The 23051-nt window shown below is 67.5% G+C and carries 23 protein-coding genes and 1 pseudogene; 13 read left to right on the top strand and 11 right to left on the bottom strand.

What is annotated here, in order from left to right; all coding sequences use genetic code 11:
* Positions 1 to 141 precede the first annotated feature (141 nt).
* From eccA to GOALK_RS08865, 3 genes are all read left to right on the top strand, one after another.
* Entirely contained in the window at positions 142 to 1926 is a 1785-nt protein-coding gene (gene eccA, locus GOALK_RS08875) for a type VII secretion AAA-ATPase EccA (protein ID WP_040004079.1), read from the top strand.
* A gap of 68 nt (positions 1927 to 1994) precedes the next feature.
* Positions 1995 to 2423 (top strand): hypothetical protein, encoded by a 429-nt coding sequence (locus GOALK_RS08870; protein WP_006358466.1) that lies wholly within the window; start codon positions 1995 to 1997, stop codon positions 2421 to 2423.
* 14 nt (positions 2424 to 2437) lie between these two features.
* On the top strand, positions 2438 to 2977 hold the full coding sequence (locus tag GOALK_RS08865; RefSeq protein ID WP_006358465.1) for a hypothetical protein: 540 nt from the start codon (positions 2438 to 2440) through the stop codon (positions 2975 to 2977).
* 30 nt (positions 2978 to 3007) lie between these two features.
* Here the strand turns inward: GOALK_RS08865 and GOALK_RS08860 are convergent, their stop codons facing one another.
* The 3 genes from GOALK_RS08860 to cysD all read right to left on the bottom strand — a co-directional run bounded on the left by GOALK_RS08860 (position 3008) and on the right by cysD (position 6684).
* Positions 3008 to 3787 (bottom strand): 3'(2'),5'-bisphosphate nucleotidase CysQ, encoded by a 780-nt coding sequence (locus GOALK_RS08860; protein ID WP_006358464.1) that lies wholly within the window; start codon positions 3785 to 3787, stop codon positions 3008 to 3010.
* A gap of 72 nt (positions 3788 to 3859) precedes the next feature.
* On the bottom strand, positions 3860 to 5722 hold the full coding sequence (gene cysC / locus GOALK_RS08855; RefSeq protein WP_006358463.1) for an adenylyl-sulfate kinase: 1863 nt from the start codon (positions 5720 to 5722) through the stop codon (positions 3860 to 3862).
* Positions 5722 to 6684, bottom strand: a complete 963-nt coding sequence (cysD, locus tag GOALK_RS08850; RefSeq protein ID WP_006358462.1) for a sulfate adenylyltransferase subunit CysD — start codon at positions 6682 to 6684, stop codon at positions 5722 to 5724. The genes cysC and cysD overlap by 1 nt, the downstream gene beginning before the upstream one ends.
* 61 nt (positions 6685 to 6745) lie before the next feature.
* Between cysD and GOALK_RS08845 the strand changes: the two genes are divergently transcribed.
* From GOALK_RS08845 to GOALK_RS08820, 6 genes are all read left to right on the top strand, one after another.
* A complete protein-coding gene (locus tag GOALK_RS08845; protein WP_006358461.1) occupies positions 6746 to 7669 on the top strand; it encodes an IclR family transcriptional regulator in 924 nt (307 codons plus the stop codon).
* Between the two features lie 95 nt (positions 7670 to 7764).
* The gene (locus GOALK_RS08840; protein ID WP_006358460.1) at positions 7765 to 8235 is read left to right on the top strand and encodes a hypothetical protein; all 471 of its coding nucleotides are present in this window, start codon (positions 7765 to 7767) and stop codon (positions 8233 to 8235) included.
* 44 nt (positions 8236 to 8279) lie between these two features.
* Entirely contained in the window at positions 8280 to 9188 is a 909-nt protein-coding gene (locus tag GOALK_RS08835) for an enoyl-CoA hydratase (protein WP_040004078.1), read from the top strand.
* Between the two features lies 1 nt (position 9189).
* Positions 9190 to 10356, top strand: coding sequence for an acyl-CoA dehydrogenase family protein (locus tag GOALK_RS08830; RefSeq protein WP_006358458.1), 1167 nt, complete (start codon positions 9190 to 9192; stop codon positions 10354 to 10356).
* 6 nt (positions 10357 to 10362) lie between these two features.
* On the top strand, positions 10363 to 11331 hold the full coding sequence (locus GOALK_RS08825; RefSeq protein ID WP_006358457.1) for an acyl-CoA dehydrogenase family protein: 969 nt from the start codon (positions 10363 to 10365) through the stop codon (positions 11329 to 11331).
* Positions 11328 to 12425: an acyl-CoA dehydrogenase family protein gene (locus tag GOALK_RS08820; RefSeq protein WP_006358456.1), complete on the top strand. Its 1098-nt coding sequence runs from the start codon at positions 11328 to 11330 to the stop codon at positions 12423 to 12425. Before GOALK_RS08825 ends, GOALK_RS08820 begins: the two co-directional genes overlap by 4 nt.
* Positions 12426 to 12432: 7 nt before the next feature.
* Here the strand turns inward: GOALK_RS08820 and GOALK_RS08815 are convergent, their stop codons facing one another.
* The 7 genes from GOALK_RS08815 to hsaA all read right to left on the bottom strand — a co-directional run bounded on the left by GOALK_RS08815 (position 12433) and on the right by hsaA (position 19012).
* Complete coding sequence (locus GOALK_RS08815; RefSeq protein WP_006358455.1) at positions 12433 to 13059, bottom strand: TMEM175 family protein; 627 nt, start codon at positions 13057 to 13059, stop codon at positions 12433 to 12435.
* 77 nt (positions 13060 to 13136) lie between these two features.
* The gene (locus GOALK_RS08810; protein WP_006358454.1) at positions 13137 to 14279 is read right to left on the bottom strand and encodes a sulfotransferase family protein; all 1143 of its coding nucleotides are present in this window, start codon (positions 14277 to 14279) and stop codon (positions 13137 to 13139) included.
* A complete protein-coding gene (locus tag GOALK_RS08805; protein ID WP_006358453.1) occupies positions 14272 to 15063 on the bottom strand; it encodes an SDR family oxidoreductase in 792 nt (263 codons plus the stop codon). Before GOALK_RS08805 ends, GOALK_RS08810 begins: the two co-directional genes overlap by 8 nt.
* The gene (locus GOALK_RS08800; protein ID WP_006358452.1) at positions 15060 to 16256 is read right to left on the bottom strand and encodes a hypothetical protein; all 1197 of its coding nucleotides are present in this window, start codon (positions 16254 to 16256) and stop codon (positions 15060 to 15062) included. The genes GOALK_RS08805 and GOALK_RS08800 overlap by 4 nt, the downstream gene beginning before the upstream one ends.
* Positions 16253 to 16825 carry a 3-hydroxy-9,10-secoandrosta-1,3,5(10)-triene-9,17-dione monooxygenase reductase subunit gene (gene hsaB, locus GOALK_RS08795; RefSeq protein ID WP_006358451.1) on the bottom strand — a complete coding sequence of 191 codons (573 nt, stop codon included), beginning with the start codon at positions 16823 to 16825 and terminating at the stop codon, positions 16253 to 16255. The genes GOALK_RS08800 and hsaB overlap by 4 nt, the downstream gene beginning before the upstream one ends.
* 1 nt (position 16826) lies before the next feature.
* The gene (gene hsaC, locus GOALK_RS08790; protein WP_035751856.1) at positions 16827 to 17738 is read right to left on the bottom strand and encodes an iron-dependent extradiol dioxygenase HsaC; all 912 of its coding nucleotides are present in this window, start codon (positions 17736 to 17738) and stop codon (positions 16827 to 16829) included.
* 89 nt (positions 17739 to 17827) lie between these two features.
* Positions 17828 to 19012 carry a 3-hydroxy-9,10-secoandrosta-1,3,5(10)-triene-9,17-dione monooxygenase oxygenase subunit gene (hsaA, locus tag GOALK_RS08785; RefSeq protein ID WP_006358449.1) on the bottom strand — a complete coding sequence of 395 codons (1185 nt, stop codon included), beginning with the start codon at positions 19010 to 19012 and terminating at the stop codon, positions 17828 to 17830.
* 226 nt (positions 19013 to 19238) lie between these two features.
* Between hsaA and GOALK_RS08780 the strand changes: the two genes are divergently transcribed.
* The 3 genes and pseudogenes from GOALK_RS08780 (at position 19239) to GOALK_RS08770 (ending at position 21533) form a co-directional block, all read left to right on the top strand.
* On the top strand, positions 19239 to 20471 hold the full coding sequence (locus GOALK_RS08780; RefSeq protein WP_006358448.1) for a 3-ketosteroid-9-alpha-monooxygenase, oxygenase component: 1233 nt from the start codon (positions 19239 to 19241) through the stop codon (positions 20469 to 20471).
* Between the two features lie 2 nt (positions 20472 to 20473).
* Positions 20474 to 20869 (top strand): hypothetical protein, encoded by a 396-nt coding sequence (locus GOALK_RS08775; RefSeq protein ID WP_006358447.1) that lies wholly within the window; start codon positions 20474 to 20476, stop codon positions 20867 to 20869.
* Positions 20870 to 20997: 128 nt separating this feature from the next.
* Positions 20998 to 21533, top strand: a pseudogene (locus GOALK_RS08770) (C40 family peptidase).
* On the opposite strand, the gene GOALK_RS08765 reads toward GOALK_RS08770, so the two are convergent.
* Entirely contained in the window at positions 21508 to 22068 is a 561-nt protein-coding gene (locus GOALK_RS08765; protein WP_006358444.1) for a hypothetical protein, read from the bottom strand. The pseudogene GOALK_RS08770 and the gene GOALK_RS08765 overlap by 26 nt on opposite strands.
* A 160-nt stretch (positions 22069 to 22228) precedes the next feature.
* On the opposite strand from GOALK_RS08765, the gene GOALK_RS08760 reads away from it, so the two are divergent.
* Positions 22229 to 23023 (top strand): VOC family protein, encoded by a 795-nt coding sequence (locus GOALK_RS08760; protein WP_006358443.1) that lies wholly within the window; start codon positions 22229 to 22231, stop codon positions 23021 to 23023.
* Positions 23024 to 23051: the final 28 nt, after the last annotated feature.

Genomic DNA, 23051 nt, shown 5'->3' with positions numbered 1-23051 from the left:
TCCCCTGGGAGATCTGTTCCGGGGACCGGGCCTGTCTCGGGATAGTCTGTTCACTCGAGCCGCGCCGTGTGCGCGACGTGCGCGGGGGTGCGCCGCACGCCGCCGCCGCGCGGGGGGACGACGTTGACACAGGGGGACGAGATGGCCGATGTCCGCAAGGCGAGGGCACTCTTCGAGCTGGGTGTCCTGTCCTTGAACATCCCGGTCGACGGTCAGGAACCCATCAACAATCCGGCCCAGGCCGCGAAAGCATTCACTCGCGCGACCGAGTGGGACCCGTCGCTCGGCGACGCCTGGATCGGCCGGCTCGCCTGCGGGGACACGAGCGACGAGGTGCTCCTGGGGCTGTACCGCGCACGCGCCACGATCGGCGCCGAACAGCGGCGCCTCGGCCTCCCCCCGGGCACCATCGCAGGCCGCTGGGACACCGGGCTGTACATCGAGTACCCGGCGATCAACGCCGTCGACGCCACCGCCGCATATGCGTCCAGCCTGATCCGCGGCGCCGACCACACCGGCGCAGAGGAGGCGCTGGACGAGGTCCCGCCCGCCCATCGACTGCCGATCGTCGAGTTCGTCCGCGCTCACCTCCACTTCAAGACCCAGCGGTGGCCCGACGTCCTGACCGCCCTCACCCGCTCGGACCGGTGGGGCGACACCGTCATGCAGTCGGTGGCCGACTACATGGCCGGCTCGGCGTGTGTGAGCCTCGGCATGCTCGGTGAGGGCATGCGGCGCCTGCAGAACGCCATCGACGGTCCGATCGCCGCCTGCTCGACGAGCGCTATGTACGCCTATGCCCTCGCACTCCGCCAGCAGGGGCATGAGGAGAAGGCGAAGGCGATGCTCGAACAGGTCTACGCCCGCAACCCGGCGCACACCGCCGCGGTACAGGCTCTGCAGTCTCCGTCGATCCGCCTGGCTGTCACGACCCCCGAGCAGATCGCCGCCCGCACCGACCCGTGGGACCCCGCCTCCGTGCCGGACCGGACCGAGACCCTGGTGTCGCGGGACGTCTCGGACGGCGTCGCCGAGAACGAGCTGGTGACCGATGCCCGGCGCGAGCTCGACGAACAGATCGGACTCGAGTCGGTCAAGCAGCAGGTCGCAAAACTGCAGTCGGCCGCCACCCTCGCCCGGGTCCGCGCCGACCGCGGACTCTCGACGTCGGCGCGCAGCCTGCACCTGGCCTTCACCGGTCCTCCCGGAACCGGCAAGACGACGGTCGCCCGGATCGTCGCCAAGATCTACTGCGGGCTGGGCTTCATCAAGTCCGACAAGGTCGTCGAGGCGACGCGGCGCGACCTCGTCGGCGAGCACCTCGGCTCCACCGCCATCAAGACGTCGGCGCTCATCGACTCGGCCATGGACGGTGTGCTGTTCATCGACGAGGCGTACACCCTGATCCAGAAGGGCCTGTCCGGCGGCGACGCGTTCGGCCGTGAGGCGGTGGACACCCTACTGGCGCGGATGGAGGACGACCGCGACCGTCTGGTCGTGATCATCGCCGGCTACGACTCGGAGATCGACCGTTTCCTCGCCGCCAACGACGGTCTCTCGTCGCGTTTCGCCCGTCGCGTCCGATTCGACTCCTACACCCCGCAGGAGCTCGCGCAGATCGGCGAGTTCATCGCCCGCAAACGCGATTCGGTCCTCACCCCGGAGGCGGTCGCCGAACTGGAGCAGGCGTGTGCGCCGCTGTACCACGATGTCCGCGGAGACGACGGCGGCACGCGCCGGGCCACCGACCTGGCCGGTAACGGCCGATTCATCCGCAACATCGTCGAAGCCGCCGAGGAGGAACGCGAGTTCCGGCTCAGCTCCGCCGGCGACCTCGCCTCCCTGTCCGCCGACGACCTGATGCGCATCGAACTCGACGACATCCGGTCCGCGATCTCCGGAGTGCTGTCCGGACTCCGCCGCTAGCAGTCCTCCTTTGCCCCGGCCGTACCGTCCTCGATAACCGAGACTCGAATCCCCAGAGAGGTTTCCTCATGTCCCGCGCTCGTCTGTTCCGTCCCGCCCTGCTCGCCGGGGCTGCCGCGCTGTCGTTGTCGCTGGCCGGCTGCTCGTCCGACGACGCCGAACCCGCGCCGACGACGACGGTCTCGGAACAGACCTCGGTCGAGCAGACCAGCACCGAGCAGGCCACTCCGGCAGCACCGGGCACCGCCGAGAGCTCGGCGGCCCGGCCGTCGACGGGCACACCCCGGCCGACGGGCTCCGCCGACGCCGGCGACGCCAAGGCCCTGAGCTGCCGCGAATTCCGCGCACTCGAGGACGAGGGGCGTGCGGCCGCCGTGGCAGCACTCGGGGTGAAGTCGAACGCCGACCAGGTCGCCACCGTCGCGGCGACGGTCTGCCTCACCCGCCTCGAGGACAAGGTCGCCGACGTTGTCGGTGAACTCGTGCCCACTCGCTGATACTTTCGTTGTCCATGACCGCTCGCCCGTGGACAGTGCTGCACGGCCCGTTGTTCTCGCGCAGCAATCCGCTGGACCGTGAACACGCCGCCCCCCGCATCAGCGCCTACATCTACGGCAACATCCTGATCTTGGCGGCGCTGATCCCGCTGCACCTCACCGACGATTTCGTCGGCATCCTGATCCTGCTCGGCACGGCGGCGTCGACCTTCGTCGCGCATGTCTTCGCCGAGGCCGTGGGACGCCGCGTGCACGAGGGCGCCATCCATCCGAACAAGTCGATGGTTCTTCACAATCTGCGGGACTCGGTGCCGATCCTGTCCTCCGCGTCGGTCCCGTGTCTCATCCTGGCGATGGCCTGGGTCGGCTGGATCGATCCGCGCACCGCCCAGCTCGCCGCGGAGATCGTGATCCTCTTACGAATCGGCGGAACGGTTTTCGTCATCGACCGACTGAACAACGAACGGCCCAATCGCGCGACGCTGATCGGCGCCGGCGCGGTCACCGTGGTGGCCACCGCGATCGTCGTCATCAAGGTCGTGCTGACGCACTGAGCCGGGGTTCCCGGAACACGCGGCCGTGCGTCAGCCGCCCGCACCCTCGGTCGTGACGGTGAGGATCGCCTCGACGTATTCGGGTCGGCAGATCACCAGGTCGGGCAGATACGTGTCGTCGTTGTTGTAGACCAGGGGCGAGCCGTCGATGCGTCCGCACCAGAGACCCTTCGCCTGCGCGACGGCCACCGGTGCGGCCGAATCCCATTCGTACTGACCACCGGCGTGCACATACGCGTCCGCCTCACCGCGGACCACCGCCATCGCCTTCGCGCCGGCCGAACCCATCGGCAGGAGTTCACCGCCGACCGCGGCGGCGACCTCGTCGGCGAAAGCCGGTGGGCGCGACGAGCTGACGACGACGCGGGGCACACCGGTACGCGGCCGCGAGGCCAGTCCCTCGGTGGGTTCGACGACCGTCTCGTCGTCGACGTAGGTCACGCCGAGCGCCGGGAGTGCCACCGCACCGGCGATCAGACCGTCGGTCGCCGACCACAGCGCCACATGAACGGCCCAGTCGGCGCGGCCGGCTCCCGGCTCGTAGGTGCCGTACTCACGGGTGCCGTCGACCGGGTCCACGATCCAGACCCGCTCCGCCTGGAGTCGGGACTTGTCGTCCGCCGATTCCTCCGACAGCACCGCGTCGTCGGGTCGCTCCCCCGCGAGCCGTCGAAGCAGGAAATCGTTGGACTGCGCATCGCCGGCGTTTCCCAGCTCCTTGCCGGTCAGCCCGCTGGTCTTGCGAATGTCCAGGAGGAGTTCTCCTGCCGCGGTGGCCAGTTCGCCTGCGAGTGCTCGATCGTCGGTCACGGGATTCCCTCTCTGGCGTTGTGCTGATCAGTCGCTGCATACCCAGGGGTGTCCCCGGCCAACCGGCGTTTCTTACAGTCCCAGGTTACGGAGGACCATGTCGGCGACCTCGGCGGGCGCGCCGTCGTCGGGGGTGATGACGAGCTCTGCGTCGGCCGGCCGTTCATACGGCGAGTCGATACCGGTGAACTGACTGATCTCGCCCCGGCGAGCCTTGCCGTACAGCCCCTTCGGGTCCCGCCGCTCGCACTCCTCGATCGGGGTGTCGACGAAGATCTCGTAGAACGGCAGACCCCGCTGGGCGTGGATCTCGCGGGCGCGCTGCCGTTCCTCGGCGAACGGGCTGATCAGCGACACGATCGCGACCGCACCCGAATCGGCGAAGAGCGCCGCGACCTCGCTGGTCCGGCGGATGTTCTCGCGCCGGTCGTCGTCGGAGAAGCCCAGGTCGGAGTTCAGCCCGTGCCGGAGGTTGTCACCATCCATCAGGTAGGCGGGCCGGCCCTCGGCGACGAATCGCCGCTCGAGTTCGACGGCGAGCGACGACTTCCCCGAACCGGAGAGTCCGGTGAGCCAGATGGTGGCACCGCGGTGCGCCCGGTGTTCGCGGTCGACCTTGCTGGCCTGCCAGACGATGTGGCTGTCGTGGCTGACCGGAGCGTTGATCATGCCCGCGCCCACGGTGCGGTTGGTGGCCTCGTCGATGAGGATGAAGCTGCCGGTGTCCCGGTTGCGCCGGTACGAGTCGAACATGACCGGTTCCTGCGTACGCAGGGTCACCCGGCCGATCTCGTTGAGCGACAGCGCCTCGGCGTTCTCGTCGCGGTGCAGCGAGTTGACGTCGAGCCGGTAGTTGAGGCCGGTGATCTGCGCGCGGGTCAGTCGCGTTCCGCACAGGAGCTGATAGCGGTTGTGCGAGCGGAGATCCGCGTCTTCGGCGAACCAGCACACCATCGCGTCGATGTCGCGCCCGACGTACGGCCGGTTGTTCGGCCGCGCGAGCATGTCGCCGCGCACGATGTCGATCTCGTCGGCGAGCTCCACCGACACGGCCATCGATGCGAACGCCTCGTCGACGCGGGCCCCGCCCGGTTCCCAGATCTCGGTGATGGTGGTACTGAATCCGCTTGGCAGAACCACGATCTCGTCGCCCTTGGCGAACACGCCGCCGGCGACCGTACCCGCATACGCGCGGTGGTCGGCGCCATCGCTGCGCTGCGGACGGATGACGTACTGCACCGGCAGGCGGGCGTCGATGAGGTTGCGGTCGGATGCGATGTAGACGTGCTCGAGGTGGTTGAGGAGCGGCCTGCCCTCGTACCACGGCATCGCGGTCGACTGTTCGACGACGTTGTCGCCGCGTAGCGCCGACATCGGGATGAAGGTGAGGTCGACGACGTTCAGCTTGGCCGCGAAATCGATGAAGTCGGCGCAGATCTCGTCGAAGCGTTCCTGCGACCAGTCGACGAGGTCCATCTTGTTGACGCAGACCGTCAGGTGCGGAATCCCGAGCAGCGTCGAGAGGAACGCGTGTCGCCGGGTCTGTTCCAGCACCCCCTTGCGGGCGTCGATGAGGATCATGGCCAGATCCGCGGTCGACGCCCCGGTCACCATGTTGCGGGTGTACTGCACGTGGCCAGGGGTGTCGGCGATGATGAATTTCCGCCTGGGAGTGGCGAAATAGCGGTACGCCACGTCTATCGTGATGCCCTGTTCGCGCTCGGCCCGCAGACCGTCGGTCAGGAGCGCGAGGTTGGCGTACTCGTCGCCCCGCTCCGCGCTGGTCCGCTCGATCGACTCCAGCTGATCGGTGAAGATCGCCTTGGAGTCGTACAGCAACCGGCCGATCAGTGTCGACTTGCCGTCGTCGACGGAACCAGCGGTGGCGAGCCGCAACATCTCGGTGGCACCCCCGGCAGCATTGACCCCGCTCATCAGAAGTACCCCTCCTTCTTGCGATCCTCCATGCCCGACTCGGAGATCCGGTCGTCGGCGCGCGTGGCCCCGCGTTCGGTCACCCGGGTCACCTCGATCTCCTCGATCACCTTGCGGACGTCGTCGGCCGCCGACAGGACGCACCCGGTGCAGGTGGCGTCGCCCACGGTCCGGAAGCGCACCGTCTCCGTTCGGATCTCCTCCCCCGGGAGTTCCTGGAGGAAACGGGTTTTCGCGAGCAGCATGCCGTCGCGGGGGATCACCTCCCGCTGGTGCGCGTAGTAGATCGACGGCAGGTCGATGCTCTCCTCGGCGATGTATTGCCAGATGTCGAGTTCGGTCCAGTTCGACAGGGGGAAGACCCGGATGTGCTCCCCTTTCGCATGGCGCCCGTTGTAGAGCCGCCACAGTTCGGGCCGCTGGTCCCGCGGGTTCCACGCGCCGAACTCGTCCCGGAAGCTGAAGACGCGTTCCTTCGCGCGCGCCTTCTCCTCGTCGCGACGCGCACCGCCGAACACGGCGTCGAAGCGGTTCTCGGTGATACCCCGCAGCAGAGCCGTGGTCTGGAGGCGGTTGCGGCTCGCTCCGGGACCCGTCTGCTCGACGACGCGTCCGGCGTCGATGTCGTCCTGGACCGAGCTCACGATCAGTCGGACGCCGGTCTCGGCGACCACCCGGTCGCGGTAGGCGATCACCTCGTCGAAGTTGTGTCCGGTGTCGACGTGCATCAGCGGGAACGGGATCGGCGCGGGCCAGAACGCCTTGCGCGCCAGGTGGAACATGACGACCGAGTCCTTGCCGCCCGAGAACAGCAGCACCGGACGTTCGAAGGTCGCCGCGACCTCGCGGAAGATGTGCACGGACTCCGCTTCGAGAGCCGCGAGATGCGACAACTCGTACCCGTGCCGGCCCGGTCGGTGTGCCTGCCGGTCGCCGGCGCTGCCGCCGTTCGCTTCGGTCATGCTCGTCACCGTGCGCAACCCCCCTTGACATGTCGAATATTCGACACTAAGTGTTGACAATGTGACACCGACCGTAGGCGACCTCTCCGATGCGCGTCAACCGTCGCGCGCGGCGTCGCCACCCACCTCGCGGGTCGTCCACATCGTCCAACTGCTGGCCGGTGCCGATCAACCGGCACTGACCCTCGCCGAGATTGTCCGGCAGACCTCGCTCTCGCGTGCGACGGCACACGCTATCGTCGCCGAACTGACCGAACACGGCTGGTTGAGCCGCGATCCCGCCACCGGGAAATACGGGATCGGCCCGGAATTCCGAGCCCTCGCACGGGCAGCCGCGGACGCCGATCACCTCGACCGATGGGCGGCGGTAGCCGCGCACGACCTCTGTGGACGCTTCTCGATCCCCTTCTTCGTGGCCCGCCGATCCTCGACCGACGTCGTCACGCTCGCGGCGCACGCCTTCCCACCGCATCTCGCGGCCGACTCCGAACCGCATCCGTGGCTTCGCAACGGAAGCCGCATCCGGATCCGCCCGCCGATCTGCCGCGAATTCGTCGCCTGGGACCCGGCGGAGGCACGTGATGCCTGGATCGCTCAGGCCGCCGAGCCCACCCGCACCCGGTTGCGCATGATCCTCGACGTGATCGCCGAACGCGGCTACTCGATCGAGCGGATGACCGACGACCACGTAGCGATCATCGACGCCCTGAACTCCCTGGACACCATGTCGGAGAACCTGCGCAGCCGGGTCGGAGACCTGCTGACCGAACTGTCGGTGATCGACTACCTGCCGGACGAGCTCGACGCCGGCGCCCGCGAGGGCGTTCCGGTGGTGACCATCGGTGCGCCGATCTTCGACCACACGGGGCGGGTCGTCGCCGCGATGGTCGCGTGCCCGAACTCCACACTGGACGTCGCGGATCTGCACTCGATCGCCGACGCCACCCGCGCAGCGGCCGAAGAGATCTCCTCGCATCTGCGATAGATTCCGGTACTCCGCAACGAAACCCCGCTGGATTCGCGACAATCGCCGGAAGTCGGCCGCGGGCCGATCGTTCCCACGACACGAGGAGTTCGAGCATGGCCCGGACGAAGACGTTCACCAGGTTGGCCGCGGCGACCCTGTCGGTCGCAGCCGCAGCAGGACTCGGCCTCGCCGGCACGGGACAAGCCGAGGCGGCGCGCGAGTTCCCGGTCTCGAACTGCATCGGCCCGAGCCCGAACATCGTCGACCTCCCGTTCATGGTGAGACGCGCCATCGTCAGCACCTACGGTGGCGATGCCTACATCGCCGCGGACTTCCCCAGCTACTTCCCCGGCGGCTACCAGTCGTCGTTGCGGATGGACTGGCACAACCTGTCCACCGGCAAACGTGGCTTCAAGGTCAGCAACACCAAGGTGAACCCGCCTTACCAGGGTGTCCACTACTTCGTCATCCCGGTGAAGACGATCGGCAAGGGCCGGGTGGCTGTGACCTTCGGCGCGACGAACCGCAACGCGCTGTGGAGCGTGCCGTCGACGAGCTGCAGCGGGACGATCGTCGTTCCCTGACGCCGGGCTACCAACCAAGCACTTGCTAGGTTAGGCTCGTGGGCATGAGTGATGCCGCCATCCCGCCCGCACTCGGCCCCGACGATCTCGGCCCGGACACCTCTCCGGTCGCCTACGAGGTCGGCGGGCCCGAAGGTGCCGTCGCGTACGTGACACTGAACCGTCCCGAGTACCGCAATGCACAGAACTCGGTCATGACGTATTCGCTCGACGCCGCCTTCCGCAAGGCCGTCGAGGACACGACCGTGAAGGTCATCGTCCTGCGCGCGAACGGCAAGCACTTCTCGGCCGGACACGACATCGGCACCCCGGAGCGCGACTTCGACACCTACTACGAGAACGCCGCCGTCCTGCACTGGGATCACACCGACAAGACCGGTGCCGATCAGCGCCTCGCCCGCGAGATGGAGGTGTACATGGGGATGTGCCGCCGTTGGCGCGACATCCCCAAGCCGCTCATCGCCCAGGTCCACGGCGCCTGCATCGCCGGCGGCCTGATGCTGGCCTGGATCTGCGACTTCATCGTCGCCTCCGACGATGCGTTCTTCTCCGACCCGGTGGCACGCATGGGCATCCCGGGCGTCGAGTACTTCGCGCACGCATATGCCCTCGGCACCCGCCGCGCGAAGGAGATCCTGTTCACCGGCGAGCGTTTCACCGCCACGCAGGCAGCCGACTGGGGCATGGTCAACCACGTCGTGCCGCGCGACGGGCTCGAGACCAAGGTGAACGAGATCGTTGAGAAGGCGGTCTCGATGCCGATGCAGGGGTTGTTCCTCAGCAAGAAGGCCGTCAACATCTGCGAGGACCAGATGGGACTCCGCAACTCGATGGACTCGGTCTTCGGCTGGCACCACTTCGCCCACTCGGCCAATGCCGAGGCGTCGGGCGGCGATTCGCTCGGCGGCATGGACGCCAAGTCGATGAAGGCCTCGGCAGGATCGGGTAGCTGACATGGACCTGCTCTTCGACGACGCGGCCGAGCAGTTCCGGGCCGAGGTCCGCTCCTGGCTGGCCGAACACGTTCCGCGCGAACCCCTCCCGTCCATGGACACCGCGGAGGGCTTCGAGGCCCACCGCGAGTGGGAGCGCACGATGGCCGCCGACCGCATGTCGGTCGTCAGCTGGCCCGAGGAGTACGGCGGCCGCGACGCTCCCCTCCTCCACTGGGTGATCTTCGAGGAGGAGTACTACCGCTCGGGCGCACCGGGCCGGGTGAGCCAGAACGGCATCTTCCTGCTCGCCCCGACCCTCTTCGAGCACGCGAATCCCGCTCAGCTGGAACGCATCATGCCGCGGATGGCCCGGGCCGACGACATCTGGGGCCAGGCGTGGAGCGAGCCGGAGGCGGGCAGCGACCTCGCCTCGCTCCGTTCGACCGCGGTCCGCACCGACGGCGGCTGGCTGCTGAACGGGCAGAAGACGTGGAGTTCGCGGTCGAGTTTCGCCGACCGGGCCTTCGGCCTCTTCCGCACCGACAAGGAGGCCCAGCGACACAGGGGCCTCACCTACTTCATGTTCGACCTACGTGCCGAGGGCGTCACCGTCCGTCCCATCGCGCAGCTCGACGGCGAGGCGGGTTTCGCAGAGCTGTTCCTGGAGAACGTCTTCGTGCCCGACGACCCCGCGAACCCCGGCGAGTCCGGGGTCATCGGCGAGGTGGACAACGGCTGGCGGGTGGCGATGAGCACGGCCGCCAACGAGCGCGGACTCTCGCTGCGAGCACCGGGCCGCTTCCTCGCCACCACCGACCGCCTCGTCGACCTGTGGCGGTCGAAGCGCGACGAGGTGCCCTCGACGGCCAACGCCGATGCGCGGGTCGCCGACGCCTGGATCGGGGCGCGCGCCTACGAGTTGTCGACCTGGCACACCGTGAGCCGGCTCTCCGCAGGCGGACAGCTCGGCATGGAGTCCTCGATCAACAAGGTCTTCTGGTCGCAGTGGGACATCGCCGCCCACGAGACCGCCCTCGATCTACAGGGACCGGACGCCGAACTCGACGACGCCTGGATGGACGGCTACCTGTTCTCCCTGTCCGGCCCGATCTACGCCGGCACCAACGAGATCCAACGCAATGTCATCGCCGAGCGACTCCTCGGCCTTCCTCGCGGAGATCGCTGATACCACATGGACTTCCAACTCTCCGACATCCACACGGACCTCGCCGCCACCGTCGACGCCATGCTCGGCAAGGCCGACATGCCCGCCGCGGCGAGAGCATGGGCGGCCGGTGACCGGACCGCGGTCACCAAGGTCTACTCCCAGCTCGCCGACGCCGGGATCAGCGGCCTCCTCATCGACGAATCCCACGGCGGCAGCAGCGCCGGCGCCGTCGAGATGATCGTCGCCGTCGAACAGCTCGGACGCCACTGCGCTCCCGGACCGATCGTGGAAAGCGTTGCCGTCCTGCCGATCCTGTTGCGAGACGCGGACGTGAACGGCCCCCTCCAGGATCTCGCCGAGGGGCGGCTGGCGACCTGTGCCATCGCCCCGCTGCAGCCGCTCGCGCCCGATGTCGATTCCGCCGACGTGTACGTCGTGGAGGACGGCGTCCTGTCGACGGCCACCGTGCTCAGCACCGAACCCTCGGTGGACACCACCCGCACACTGTCACGGGTGGCTCCGGACAAGACGCTGGCCACCGGCATCGACCCGTCCGACGCCGTCGACGCCGGGGCACTCGCCACCGCAGCCGAGCTCCTCGGACTCGGTCAGGCGATGCTCGCCCTCGCCAGCGAATATGCACAGACCCGCAAGCAGTTCGGCCGGCCCATCGGGTCCTTCCAGGCCGTGAAGCACCACCTCGCCGATGTGGCCATCGCACTCGAGATGGCCCGTCCCCTGGTCCATGCCGCAGCACTCGGCATCGACGGCCAGGTGCCCGAGGACACCAACGTGTCGCGCGACGTGTCGGCGGCCAAGGTCGCGGCGGCCGACGCCGCGCACCTTTCGGCCCGCCGCTCGCTGCAGGTGCTCGGGGCGATCGGTTACACCGCCGAACACGACATCTCGCTGTACATCACCAAGACCCGCGCGCTCCTGTCCGCCTGGGGCTCGCCCGCAGTCCATCGTCGACGCATCCTGGAGACACTGTGACCACCGAGACGCTCGCGATCTCCGCCGAGGAACGTGAGGCACTGGCCGAGGCGGTGCGTGATCTGCTGCGACGCCGGGGAGACACCGCCTCGGTGCGCACGGCCATGGCGTCGACCGGACGCGTCGACCGCGGCCTGTGGGAGACCCTGTGCACCGAGATCGGGGTGGCGGCACTTCCCATCCCGGAGGACGCCGGCGGTGCGGGGGCGTCGTGGGCCGAGTTGGCCGCTGTCCTCGAAGAACTCGGTGCGACCCTGAGTCCGGTGCCCGCCTTCGGGTCTTCGGTGCTGGCGACCGGCGCGATCCTGCTGGCGCAGGACGACGACACCGCGTCGCAGCTGCTTCCCGCGCTGGCCGCCGGTGAGCAGACGGCCGCCCTGTGCTGGGCCGGCGAACGCGGCTGGGACACCCCCGGCGTGCACGCCGACGCCGGATTGCTCTCCGGCACCGCACACTTCGTCGTCGATGCCGAGTCCGCGGACACCTTCCTGGTATTGGCATCGGGGCCCGGTGAGCACGTGACGATGCACTCGGTCGCCGCTGATGCGGCCGGTGTGACGGTGTCGCCGTTGCCTCTTCTCGATCCGACGCGTGCGTTGTCCTCGGTGCGGTTCGACGAGGTCGTGTCCACCGCGATCCCCGCACCGGCCGACCTCGCCGCACGCCTGCGGACGCTCGGGTGGGCGATGCTCTCCGCCGAGCAGGTCGGCGGCGCCCAGCGCGCCCTCGACCTCACCGTCGAGTACACCAAGTCGCGCAAGCAGTTCGGCCGCACCATCGGCTCGTTCCAGGCGCTGAAGCACCGCATGGCCGACATGTACGTTCTCGTCGAGACCGCTCGTTCGATCTCGCGTGCGGCGGTCGCCGCGGTCGCCGGCGACGACCCCGAAGCGTCCGAACTGGCCCTCGCCGCCCACGTGTACTGCTCGGATGCCTTCCGGCGAATCACCGGCGAGGCCATCCAGTTGCACGGCGGCATCGGCATCACCTGGGAACACGACATCCAGCTGTACTTCAAGCGCGCACAGGCGTCGTCGCAGTTGCTGGGCGCCCCGCATCTCGCGGTCGCCGAAGCTGCTGCGCGCCTGCGATAGTCGGCTCTCAGTCGCGGTTGCGGAGGCGGTCCAGCGTCCGCTCGATCGGATCGGTGAAGAGCAGCAGCAGAAGCGGCCAGTTCCCGCTTTTCGGGTAGACCAGCGCGATGACCAGCGCCACCGCCAGGGCCAGGAGGGTGCCCCACCCACCCGACGACCTGGCCCAGCGGTCGGTGGCCTCGTCGTCGACGAGCAGCTCCCGGTGCCGATGCCCCCACTGAGCGATCCCGACGAGCGACGCCACCGAGATGGCGAGCAAGCCGATGTAGAGCACGTTCGCCCACTCAACCCGGCTGTCGTCGACCATCGCGGTCGCGAACGGCAGCACCACGATGGTCAGCAGCCACACGAAGGTGAGATTGATCAGAACCGAGTCGTAGGAACGGAAGTACTCCATCGCCCGATGGTGTTGCCGCCAGAGCACCCAGATCACCACGAAGCTGACGAAGAAGCTGGTCAGCTCGAGCGCATGGTCGGACACCACCTCGGCGACCGAGGTCTCCTCGCGCAGGTCGTTGGCGATGTCGACCAGCGGGAGCACCAGCAGCGTGAGCGCGATCGCCACCACCGCGTCCGCGAACGCGATCAGCCGACTCAGACCCTCTTCCGACTTCCGATTCTCCGGTGCGGCCATTGGTTGAATGTAGAACCGTGGCGGTCGGCGCGCGCGACAATCGACCCGATGGTCCCGGATCGCGCGCCCGTTCCCGGCTACTCCCCGAACGCCGCCTCGACCACTGCCTCGTCGAGTCCGTAGTCGGCGAGCTGGTAGCGGTGCTGCGGCTTCCGCGCACCGGACCTGCTCTCCTCGTCGAGCGTGGTCACCGCCGCGCGGGCCGCCTCGGACATGGGGGTGTCGAGCGCCGCGTAGACGCGTTCGACGGTGCCCATCGGGTCCGAGCGGAGGTCGGCGAAGTCGATGTCGAGGAACTGGGCGGGGTCGTACTTCTCGCGGGCGCGGGAGAACTCACGCAATCCACGCGACCACAGTTCCAGCTGGTCCTGTCCGATCTGATCACCGGTGAAGGTCGTCGACCAGCCGGGAGTGGCGTGCTCGGCGAGGCTGCACATCGACGCGATGATGGTCGACGGCGCGCGATGGGTCTGGATGACCAGCGCGTCCGGGTAGGCGGCCATCAGCGCGTCGAGTGCGAACAGATGGCTCGGGTTCTTGAGCACCCACCGCTTGCCCGGATCGTTGAGGCCTATCAGCTGCAGGTTCTTGCGATGCCGCAGGTATGCCGGCGTCCAGTCCTGCTCGGCGAGCCAGCGCGAGTAGGTCGGGATATGGGCGAGCGACTCGTAGGAGATCGAGGTGACGCTCTGCCGCAACAACTGCCAGCATTCCTCGACCTCGCCCGCATCCATGTAGTGCAGCCCCATGAACTCCGGGTTCTCGACGTGGTGCTGCTCGAAGCCGGCCTGGATCTGCTGGTACACCGGGTTGTCGGCCCAGGTGTCGCGGGGCGGCCGCGGCTGCGGGAACTCGGCGAGCCACATCTCCAACCCCTGGTGCGCCGGGTCGGCGGCCAGGAGCCGGTGCAGCGCAGTGGTTCCCGTGCGCGGCAGACCGGTCACGAAGATGGGCCGGGTGATCTCGACCTCGGCGTGTTCCGGGTTCGCCTTCCACGACGCCTCACTCAGCAGTCGGGCGACGAGTGCTCCCTTGAGGAAGAACCGGAACATCTTGCTGCCGAGTTCGGTGAGTCCGGCCTCGGAGCGGTAGGAGTCGAGCAGGATGCCCAACGGCTCCAGGTAGTCGGCGTCACCGAAGTCCTCGAGGCCCGTCGCCCGGGTGGCCGAGGCGTGCAGGTCCGCGATGGTCCCGACGTCGGTCCGCGCCGTACTAGTCATGGTATTCACCGCAATTCACGTCCAGGGTGTGCCCGGAGATCGCCCGCGCCATCGGCGAGGCGAGGAACATCACGGCGTCGGCGATCTCGTCCGGCTCGGGCAGGCGTTTGAGATCGGACTTCGACGCGGTCTGTTCGTACACCTGCTCGGGAGTGATGCCGTACTTCTCGGCGACCTCGCCGAAGTACCACTTCAGCTGATCGTCCCAGATGTAACCCGGCGCCACCGAGTTGATGCGGATACCGCGATCCCCCAGCTCCGACGCCAGCGTCTGCGACATCGCGAGCAGCGCCGACTTGGCGATCTTGTAACTGCCGTATCGCGGTTCGGAGTGCCGGATGACCATCGAGTTGATGTTGACGATCGACCCGTTCGCCTCGGCGAGCGCATCGGTGAACGACTTGATCACCCGCAGGGTCCCGACGACGGTGACCTCGATGCTGCTGGTGATCTGCTCGAAGTCGGTGCGGCCCAGCGGTTTCATCGACGGCAGGGCAAAGGCGTTGTTGACCAGGACATCTGCCCGGCCGAACTCGGCGAGCGTGGTGGCGACCAGATTGTCGACGGCGGCGTCGTCGGTGATGTCGGTCGGCACGACGAGACTCGTCCCTCCGGCCGAATCGACCTCCGCGGCCACCTCTTTGAGACGCGACTCGGTGCGCGCAGCGAGGACGACACGAGCTCCCTCGGCGGCGGCGCGCAGGCAGATCGAGCGACCCAGCCCGGGTCCCACGCCGGATACGACGACCACCTTGTCGTCGAGGAGACCCGCTCCAGAACTCATCCCAGCATCCTCTCGGCGAACGCGCGTTGCCGTGCCGCGATCCGGTCGGACCAGCCGGCGGCGTCGATCTTGTTGTGTTCGAAGTGCGGCAGGTGCGCGGCCACGTCGTCGAGGCCCACGACCGTCGCCGTCGGCCCGAGCTCGGGACCGATCGGCGAATCGCTGCGCTGCCAGCGAAACTGCAGGATGCCCTTCTCCCGGCCGGTCGTCTCGATCCAGTTGGCGACGCCGGGGTCGCGGTGCGAGACGACCATGCGGATCATGCCGTCCGGGTCGACCTGCGCCTGAGCCGAATTGAGGCTGGTCTGGTGGTTCACGTAGTCGAGCGAGATGTACCACATGCTCCCGAGCTGGAATCCCTGATAAGGCGCATCGGACTTCGGGATCGTGATGACCATCGCCTCGTCGGGACCCAGACGGTAGTGGCCCACCGAGGAGAACTGGGTGCTCAGCCCGCCTGGTGTCTGCCGGGGCGGGGTGAAGGTGTTGACCGGTTCGTCGAGGTAGAACCACTTGGGGAAATTGAACCAGGTGTTGATGCGTGCCGTGAGCATCTTGCCCGCCGTCGCGTACCGACGTGCGACGCGGGCGAGATCGGCTTCCTCCGGCGCGGTTCCGACGGTGTCGACGCGTTCGACGGTGATCGAACCCTTGCGCTCGGTCCAGTCGGAGTACACCTCGCGGACCGCGAGCATCGACGCCCCCTCGCCGAGGGCGAAGTAGTTGTCGGGCGGGTCGGCGATCCCCGGTCCGAAGGTCAGCTCGAACGTGCCGTCGTCGGCGATGGTCAGGCGACGGTCGTCGAAGGCGTCCTCGCCGCCGGGCACCGCGGACGGCGTGTAGTCGCCGCGCAGCACCTGGAAGCTGAGATCGGTTGTGGTGCCACGGCGTCCGCGGACCACGTAGGTCCCGGTCGGTTCGACGTCGGCGTGGTAGTACAGCGTGTCCGGGTTGTCGAGGCCCATCTTGGTCGACGGCCCGGTCGAGGTGACGAAGTTCGGGTGCGACAACGACCGGCCGCGGACCAGCTGGATGATCGCGGCGATGCTGCCCGCGAGATAGTCGTACCCCTCGGCGAGATCCTGCTCGGTCTCGGCGAACTCCGCCGACGCGACCAGCTTCTCCGCCTCGGCGATCGCATCGGTCAGGGGCTTGGTCAGGTCCTGCGGTACAGCGATCTCGCGCGAGCTCATAGCCAGGTGTCTCCGCCCGTCCAGGTCAGGAAGTTCTCGAGTTCGGCCTGTGCCGGCGTCACCCGCGGATGTTCTGTCGACAGATAGCCGCCACGGTAGAAGAGCAGCGGCTTGTCCTGCAGCACTTCGCCCAGCGTGAGCGCCCGGCCGATGACGATGTGGTGATCGCCCCCGTCGGTGACCCGTTCGACGTCGCACTCGACCCAGGTCAGCGCGTGCCTGATCACCGGCAGGCCCGCCGGCGACGGGTCCCAGGTGATGTTGGCGAACTTGTCGTCACCCGGGGCGCCGAAAGCCGCACTCACGTCCTGCTGCCGGTTGGAGAGGACGTTGACGCAGAACTTCCCGGCCTTCTCGATGACCTTCCAGCTCCGGGACGTCTTCATCGGGCAGAACAGCACCAGCGGCGGATCGAGGGACAGCGCCGCGAAGGACTGGCAGGCGAAGCCGACGGGTTTGCCGTCGTCGTCGACGGTCGTGATGACCGTGACGCCGGTGCAGAACTGACCCATCGCGGTACGGAACTGCCGGGAGTCGAACTCCGCGGACCCGTAAGGCGTCTGGGCCATGTCAGTTCTTGAACCCGACGCTGAAGTCATGCCCCCACAGACTGACCGCGGTGCTCTCCCGGGCGATCCACTCCTCGTCCTTGACCGTCCGTCCCTCGCAACCGAACTCGACGTCGAAGCCGCCCGGTGTCTTCATGTAGAACGAGAGCATCAGGTCGTTGACGTGCCGACCCAGGGTCGCCGACATGGGGACCTTCTTGCGCAGGGCGCGGTCGAGGCACAGTCCGACGTCGTCGGAGTTCTCGACCTCCACCATCAGGTGGACGATGCCGGTGCTGTTGGGGATCGGCAGGAACGCCAGCGAGTGGTGTCGCGGGTTGCAGCCGAGGAATCGCAGCCACGGGACCTCGTCGCCCTCCTCGCGTCCGACGACCTGCGGGGGCAGGCGCATCGAGTCACGGAGCTTGAATCCCAGTACGTCCCGGTAGAACTCGAGCGCGGCCTTGTCGTCCTCACAGGTGAGCACGACGTGGCCGAGACCCTGTTCCTCGGTGACGAAGCGGTGACCGTACGGGCTGACGATGCGACGATGCTCGAGCGCGGCCCCGTGGAACACCTCTAGGGTGTTGCCGGCGGGATCGTCGAACACGATCATCTCGGCGACGCGACGGTCGGCGATCTCCTCGTCCTTGCCCTCACGGAAGACGACGTGCGCGCCCGCCAGGCGGTCGCGGACCTCCTGCAGCGCAGCGGCATTGGCGACCTCCCAGCCCGCGCAGGCCAGGCGGTCGTGCTCGGAGGGCACGATGACCAGGCGGGCGGGGAAGTCGTCCATCCGCAGATAGAGCGCGCCCTCGGTGAGTCCAGAGCCCTCGATCATGCCGAGAACCTTGAGGCCGTAGGTGCGCCACGCCTCGATGTCGGTCGCCTCGATCCTCATGTATCCCAATGAACGGATCGGACAGTCACTCATCTCCACGATCTCCTGTTTCCTGCTCCCTGAGGAGCGTGTGAAAGTGTCCCCGGCCCCCTGAGGAGCTAGCCTGCGAGCGTCTCGAAGGGTCAGACCATCGTGTCGCCGATGGGAATCCCGAACTCGCCGTTGCCGAATGCGACGTAGGCTCGTTCCGGATCGTTGGCGGCATGCACGCGTCCGGCGTGGGCGTCGCGCCAGAACCGCTGGATCGGGGTGCCGTTCTCGAGCGCGTGGGCACCCGAGTTCTCGAAGAGACGGTCGATGGCGGAGATCGCGCGGCCGGTGGCGCGCACCTGGTCGCGACGGGCCGCCAGACGCAGCTCCATGGGGACCTCTTCACCGGCGAGGATCAGGTCGTACTCGGCCTGCAGGTTGCCTGACAGCTGACGCCATGCGGCGTCGATGTCGCTGGCGGCCTCGGCGATACGAACCTTGGCGAAGGGGTCGTCCTTGGCCTTCTCCCCGGCGTAAGCGGCGCGGACGCGCTTGCCCTGGTGCTCGACGTGAGCGTGGTAGGCACCGAAGGCCATGCCGACGATCGGGGTCGCAATGGTGCTGGGATGAATTGTGCCCCAGGGCATCTTGTAGACCGGTGCGGTGTTCTGCTCGAGTCCCGGGCTCTGGCCCATCGACATGGTGCGCATGCTCAGCATGCGGTGGCGGGGGACGAAGACGTCCTTGACCTCGATGGTGTTGGACCCGGTGCCGCGAAGACCGACGACGTTCCACACGTCCTTGATCGTGTAGTCCTCACGCGGGATCAGGAAGCTGACGAAGTCGACCGGCTTGCCGTTCTTGATGACCGGTCCACCGACGAACACCCAGTCGGCGGTGTCGCAGCCCGACGACCAGGCCCACGAACCGTTGACCTTGTAGCCGCCGTCGACGACCTCACCCATACCCATCGGCGCGTACGACGACGAGATGCGGACGTTGGGGTCCTTGCCCCAGACGTCCTCCTGCGCCTGCTGGTCGAAGAGCGCGAGGTGCCAGTTGTGGATGCCGATGATGCCCGACACCCAACCCGTCGACCCGCAGGCCGAGGCGATCCGCCGCACGGCCTCGTAGAAGGTCACCGGGTCGACCTGGTATCCGCCCCACTGCTCGGGCTGCATCAGCTTGAAGAAGCCGGCCGTCTCGAGGCTGGACACGGTCTCTTCGGGGATTCGACGCAGATCCTCGGTGGACTGCGCCCGCTGCTCGATCTCCGGGAGCAGTGCGTTGATCTTCTCCAGGACCTGCTCGGCGGCTTCGCTCCGTTGTGCTGGCATCTCGCCTGCTCCTACCTGTCTCTCCCTCGGCCGGACGGCGCCGGCCGCTTACTCATCGAGTTCGAGATTAGAACACGTTCTCATTTCTGTCGAGCACTGGGACTTTATGCCCATGTACAGCACTGATCGGCGATCTGGGCGGCGATCCACCCAAAGGATTTGAAACGTGTTCTAGTATTGGCGGCAGAGGTTCGACGCGACACCAGCCACAGACAGGAGAGGGCACATGTCACCAGCACCCGACACGATGACCCCGAACACCCCCGGTTCGTCCAACGACGCCGAGGTGGGTATCCGGGAGATCGACACCGGCGCGCCGCCCACCCGGTTCGCCCGCGGGTGGCACTGCCTGGGCCTGTTCGGCGAGTTCGACGACGGCCAACCGCACTCCGTGCAGATCTTCGGCACCAAGCTCGTCGTCTGGGTCGACACCAAGGGCGAGCTGAACATCCTCGACGCCTACTGCCGCCACATGGGCGGTGACCTGTCGCAGGGCAAGCTGTCCGGCGACAACGTCGCCTGCCCGTTCCACGGCTGGCTGTGGAAGGGCAGCGGTCGCTGCGCCGGCGTCCCGTACGCCAAGCGCAACCCCAAGCTCGCCAAGACCCGCTCGTGGCCGTCGATGGTCCGCAACGGCCAGGTCTTCGTCTACAACGACCCCGAGGGCAACCCGCCGCCGGAAGAGGTCATCATCCCGGAGCTGGCCGAGGTCGGGTCCGAGGAGTGGACCGACTGGACCTGGAACCGCATCGTGATCGAGGGCTCGAACTGCCGCGAGATCATCGACAACGTCGTCGACATGGCGCATTTCTTCTATGTGCATTTCGCGCTGCCGGATTACTTCAAGAATGTCTTCGAGGGCGAGATCGCCGCGCAGTACATGAATTCGCATGGGCGCCCCGACGTCACGCTGGGCACCAACTACGGCGACAGCCGGCTCGAATCGATCGCCGCTTACTACGGTCCGTCTTACATGCTGAACCCGATGGTCCAGTACTACGGCGGCTTCGCGGTCGAGACCATCCTGACCAACTGCCACTACCCGATCGACGAGAATTCGTTCGTCCTGATGTACGGCGTCATGGCGAAGGTTCCCGAGGGCCTCACCGCCGAGCAGGCCTCGAAGATGGCCACCAAGATCAGCGCGGGTGTCGAGGTCGGCTTCCTGCAGGACGTCGAGATCTGGAAGAACAAGACCCGCATCGACAATCCGCTCCTCGTCGAGGAGGACGGCCCGGTGTACCAGCTCCGTCGCTGGTACGAGCAGTTCTATGTCGACAAGGCCGACGTCACCGACGAGATGACCGGCCGGTTCGAGTACGAGATCGACACCTCCAAGGCAGTCGAGAGCTGGAACGCCGAGATCCAGGAGAACCTCCGACGCCAAGAGGCCGAGAAGGCAGCGGCCGAGCAGTCGCCGGACGGCGCGGCGGATTCCTCGGAGAAGGCGCAGGTCTGACGATGACCCGGGCCGCGTCACGAGCACACTGGGCCAAGGCGCCCGACTTCGGCGACGATCCCGACCGGGCGGCCCGGGTCCACGCGGCGACCCAGCGCGACCGCGAGCACTACCTGCAGGGCGGCATGCGAGAGATCGAATGCCGCGCCTGCCACGCGTGCGTGCTGGTGAAGAAGACCAGCACGCACCACACGAGCGTGCAGTGGAACGCCGACGCCCGGAGCCGATGCCACGGCCTCGAGCAGATGCGCGCCGGCGGCGACGACGGGAACGGGCCACTGCTCCCGGGTGCGATGATGCCGACCTGTGTCCGCTTGTCGGCGAGTATCGACCACGGTGTGGCCGAGGGAATCATTCCTCCGGAATCACCCGCCACCGATCCCGACGGCTATTGGTGAGTGTCGAATTTGAGCACTGTCTGCAACATTAATCAACACTAGCCTCACGCATCACAACGGTCACACCTTCATCACACGTCTAGGAATAGCGGCGACAAGCGGGTATGCGGTCGGCCAATCTGGTCGTCATGTCCGTTTTGCGAACCCGCTGTACGCGGGTCACCTGTGCTGTCGCCCTGTCCGCCGCACTCACCGTCGCGGCGCCGTTCCTGGGCTCACCTTTTGCCGATGCCGGACGCGCCGCCGCGGCCGGTTCGAGCTCCGGCTCCAGCGATTCGACAGGTTCGGTGCCGATCTACCTCCCCATCCCACCCCCACCGGCCTGGCCGCGCTCGGGGCGTCGATGACCCAGATCGGCAAGCCGTACCGGTGGGGCGGCACCGGTCCGCACTCGTGGGACTGTTCTGGTCTCGTCCAGTGGGCGTTCCACACCGCCGGCGTGAAGCTGCCCCGGACCAGCCAGCAACAGGCGAGGGTCGGCAATGCGATCCCGTTCAGCGCCCTCGCCCCCGGCGACATCATCATCTTCGGCCGCGACGCCGGGCACGTCGGCATCTACGCCGGTGGCGGCCGCCTGTTCAACGCCTACACCACGGGCAAGCCAATCGGCTTCACCAAGGTCAAGGACATGGGCACCATCAAGACCATTCGTCGTTTCGGCTGACCGGGTCGACCGACCGTCCGGGCCACACCGAGGTCACCGTCGCGAACCCCACGACGACGAGCAGCAGCACCGCGACCACCACGGTGCCGAGCAGCCCGTAACCCGGTTGCATCGTCGGGAGTTCGAGGTCGAGGGCCTCGGTGACCCGGTCGGAGAACAGGTGCGCGGCCGGATCACTCAGCGTTCGGATCCCGACGACCGACGCGACCACCGCGGCCAGGCCGATTACCCCGATCGCCGCCGGACGGAGACGCTCGCGCCACCACGCCAACGCGGCGACCACCGCGATGACCGCACCGAGGATCACCACACTCAGACCGGGCCGGTCGGTGTTGTCCTCGAAGAAGAAGGCCACGTCCTCATCGCTCGCCCCCGGGACGGTCACCCGTCCGAGACCGGTGATGGACGGTTGTACGCCCTCGTCGGTGCTTCCCCACTCCACCTGTGCGAACAGCACCAGGAGGAGTCCACCGACGAGGGCGGCAGGCCACACGAAGGTGCGCAGTCTGTCGACGATGCCCGGTTCTGCGGTCATGCCGACAAGACTGCCATTCACCCGGTGCCGAAATCACGCGCCGGTATCGATCCCACCCAAGCGCCCCAACACGCTGTCGGACCGATGAGTTTGCGCGACGCTGAGAGTCTCCACCTCAGTCGTTCAGCAATATTCCGCATGGCAACGAAGGGATCCGAGCATGGCCGAGTACGCAGCCCCGTCCGGGGCGCCGATCTGGTTCGACCTGATGAGCAGCGACACCGGGAGGGCCGAGCAGTTCTACGGCGAGATCTTCGGGTGGGAGACCGAGGAACCCAGTGAAGAGTTCGGCGGATACCGGAACTTCACCAAGAACGGCAAACCGGTCGCGGGGCTCAGCCCGGCCATGGAAGAGGCCGGGCCACCGAACATCTGGTCGGTGTACCTGCACTCCGAGGACGCGAACGCCACCGTCAACGCGGTCGAATCCGCCGGCGGCAGCATCATGGTCCCGCCGATGCCGGTCGGTGACGAGGGCACGATGATGGTCGCCACCGATCCCGCCGGGGCGGTCATCGGTTTCTGGCAGCCCAAGCAGCACAAGGGTTATTCCGAGTTCGGCGAACACGGCACCCCGTACTGGTTCGAATGCCAGTCCAAGGACTACGCCAAGTCAGTCGACTTCTATCGCACCGTGCTCGGCGCGCGGATCGAGGAGGTCGGCACCGGCGGTGACCCCGACGCCGTGGGTCCCGACCATTACGGTCAGATCTTCTACGGCGACGAGTCCTACGCCGGGATCATGGACGCCTCCACGCTGTTTCCCGAGGAGGTGCCGTCGTTCTGGCAGATCTACATCACCGTCGACGACGTGGCGGCGACGGTCAAGCAGGTCGAGTCCCTCGGCGGCGAGATCCTGATGCCCGGTGAGGACACCCCGTACGGGACGCTCGCGGCGATCAAGGACCCGATGGGCGCGCTGATCTGTCTCGGACATCCGCCGGCCGGGATGTGACACCGCGCGATCGGTAGAAGCAATGCGC

It is taken from the genome of Gordonia alkanivorans NBRC 16433, assembly GCF_000225505.1.
Classification (GTDB): Bacteria; Actinomycetota; Actinomycetes; order Mycobacteriales; family Mycobacteriaceae; genus Gordonia; species Gordonia alkanivorans.
This window is presented reverse-complemented; position numbering and strand designations above follow the sequence as displayed.

Coding starts and splice junctions, on each gene's coding strand:
- GOALK_RS08815 (WP_006358455.1), bottom strand. CDS start 13,059: ATGGCCGCACCGGAGAATCGGAAGTCGGAAGAGGGTCTGAGTCGGCTG.
- GOALK_RS08780 (WP_006358448.1), top strand. CDS start 19,239: ATGTCACCAGCACCCGACACGATGACCCCGAACACCCCCGGTTCGTCC.
- GOALK_RS08765 (WP_006358444.1), bottom strand. CDS start 22,068: ATGACCGCAGAACCGGGCATCGTCGACAGACTGCGCACCTTCGTGTGG.
- GOALK_RS08760 (WP_006358443.1), top strand. CDS start 22,229: ATGGCCGAGTACGCAGCCCCGTCCGGGGCGCCGATCTGGTTCGACCTG.
- GOALK_RS08810 (WP_006358454.1), bottom strand. CDS start 14,279: ATGACTAGTACGGCGCGGACCGACGTCGGGACCATCGCGGACCTGCAC.
- hsaC (WP_035751856.1), bottom strand. CDS start 17,738: ATGAGTGACTGTCCGATCCGTTCATTGGGATACATGAGGATCGAGGCG.
- GOALK_RS08840 (WP_006358460.1), top strand. CDS start 7,765: ATGGCCCGGACGAAGACGTTCACCAGGTTGGCCGCGGCGACCCTGTCG.
- GOALK_RS08825 (WP_006358457.1), top strand. CDS start 10,363: ATGGACTTCCAACTCTCCGACATCCACACGGACCTCGCCGCCACCGTC.
- GOALK_RS08775 (WP_006358447.1), top strand. CDS start 20,474: ATGACCCGGGCCGCGTCACGAGCACACTGGGCCAAGGCGCCCGACTTC.
- GOALK_RS08835 (WP_040004078.1), top strand. CDS start 8,280: ATGAGTGATGCCGCCATCCCGCCCGCACTCGGCCCCGACGATCTCGGC.
- eccA (WP_040004079.1), top strand. CDS start 142: ATGGCCGATGTCCGCAAGGCGAGGGCACTCTTCGAGCTGGGTGTCCTG.
- cysC (WP_006358463.1), bottom strand. CDS start 5,722: ATGAGCGGGGTCAATGCTGCCGGGGGTGCCACCGAGATGTTGCGGCTC.
- GOALK_RS08800 (WP_006358452.1), bottom strand. CDS start 16,256: ATGAGCTCGCGCGAGATCGCTGTACCGCAGGACCTGACCAAGCCCCTG.
- GOALK_RS08830 (WP_006358458.1), top strand. CDS start 9,190: ATGGACCTGCTCTTCGACGACGCGGCCGAGCAGTTCCGGGCCGAGGTC.
- hsaB (WP_006358451.1), bottom strand. CDS start 16,825: ATGGCCCAGACGCCTTACGGGTCCGCGGAGTTCGACTCCCGGCAGTTC.
- GOALK_RS08805 (WP_006358453.1), bottom strand. CDS start 15,063: ATGAGTTCTGGAGCGGGTCTCCTCGACGACAAGGTGGTCGTCGTATCC.
- hsaA (WP_006358449.1), bottom strand. CDS start 19,012: ATGCCAGCACAACGGAGCGAAGCCGCCGAGCAGGTCCTGGAGAAGATC.
- cysD (WP_006358462.1), bottom strand. CDS start 6,684: ATGACCGAAGCGAACGGCGGCAGCGCCGGCGACCGGCAGGCACACCGA.
- GOALK_RS08870 (WP_006358466.1), top strand. CDS start 1,995: ATGTCCCGCGCTCGTCTGTTCCGTCCCGCCCTGCTCGCCGGGGCTGCC.
- GOALK_RS08865 (WP_006358465.1), top strand. CDS start 2,438: ATGACCGCTCGCCCGTGGACAGTGCTGCACGGCCCGTTGTTCTCGCGC.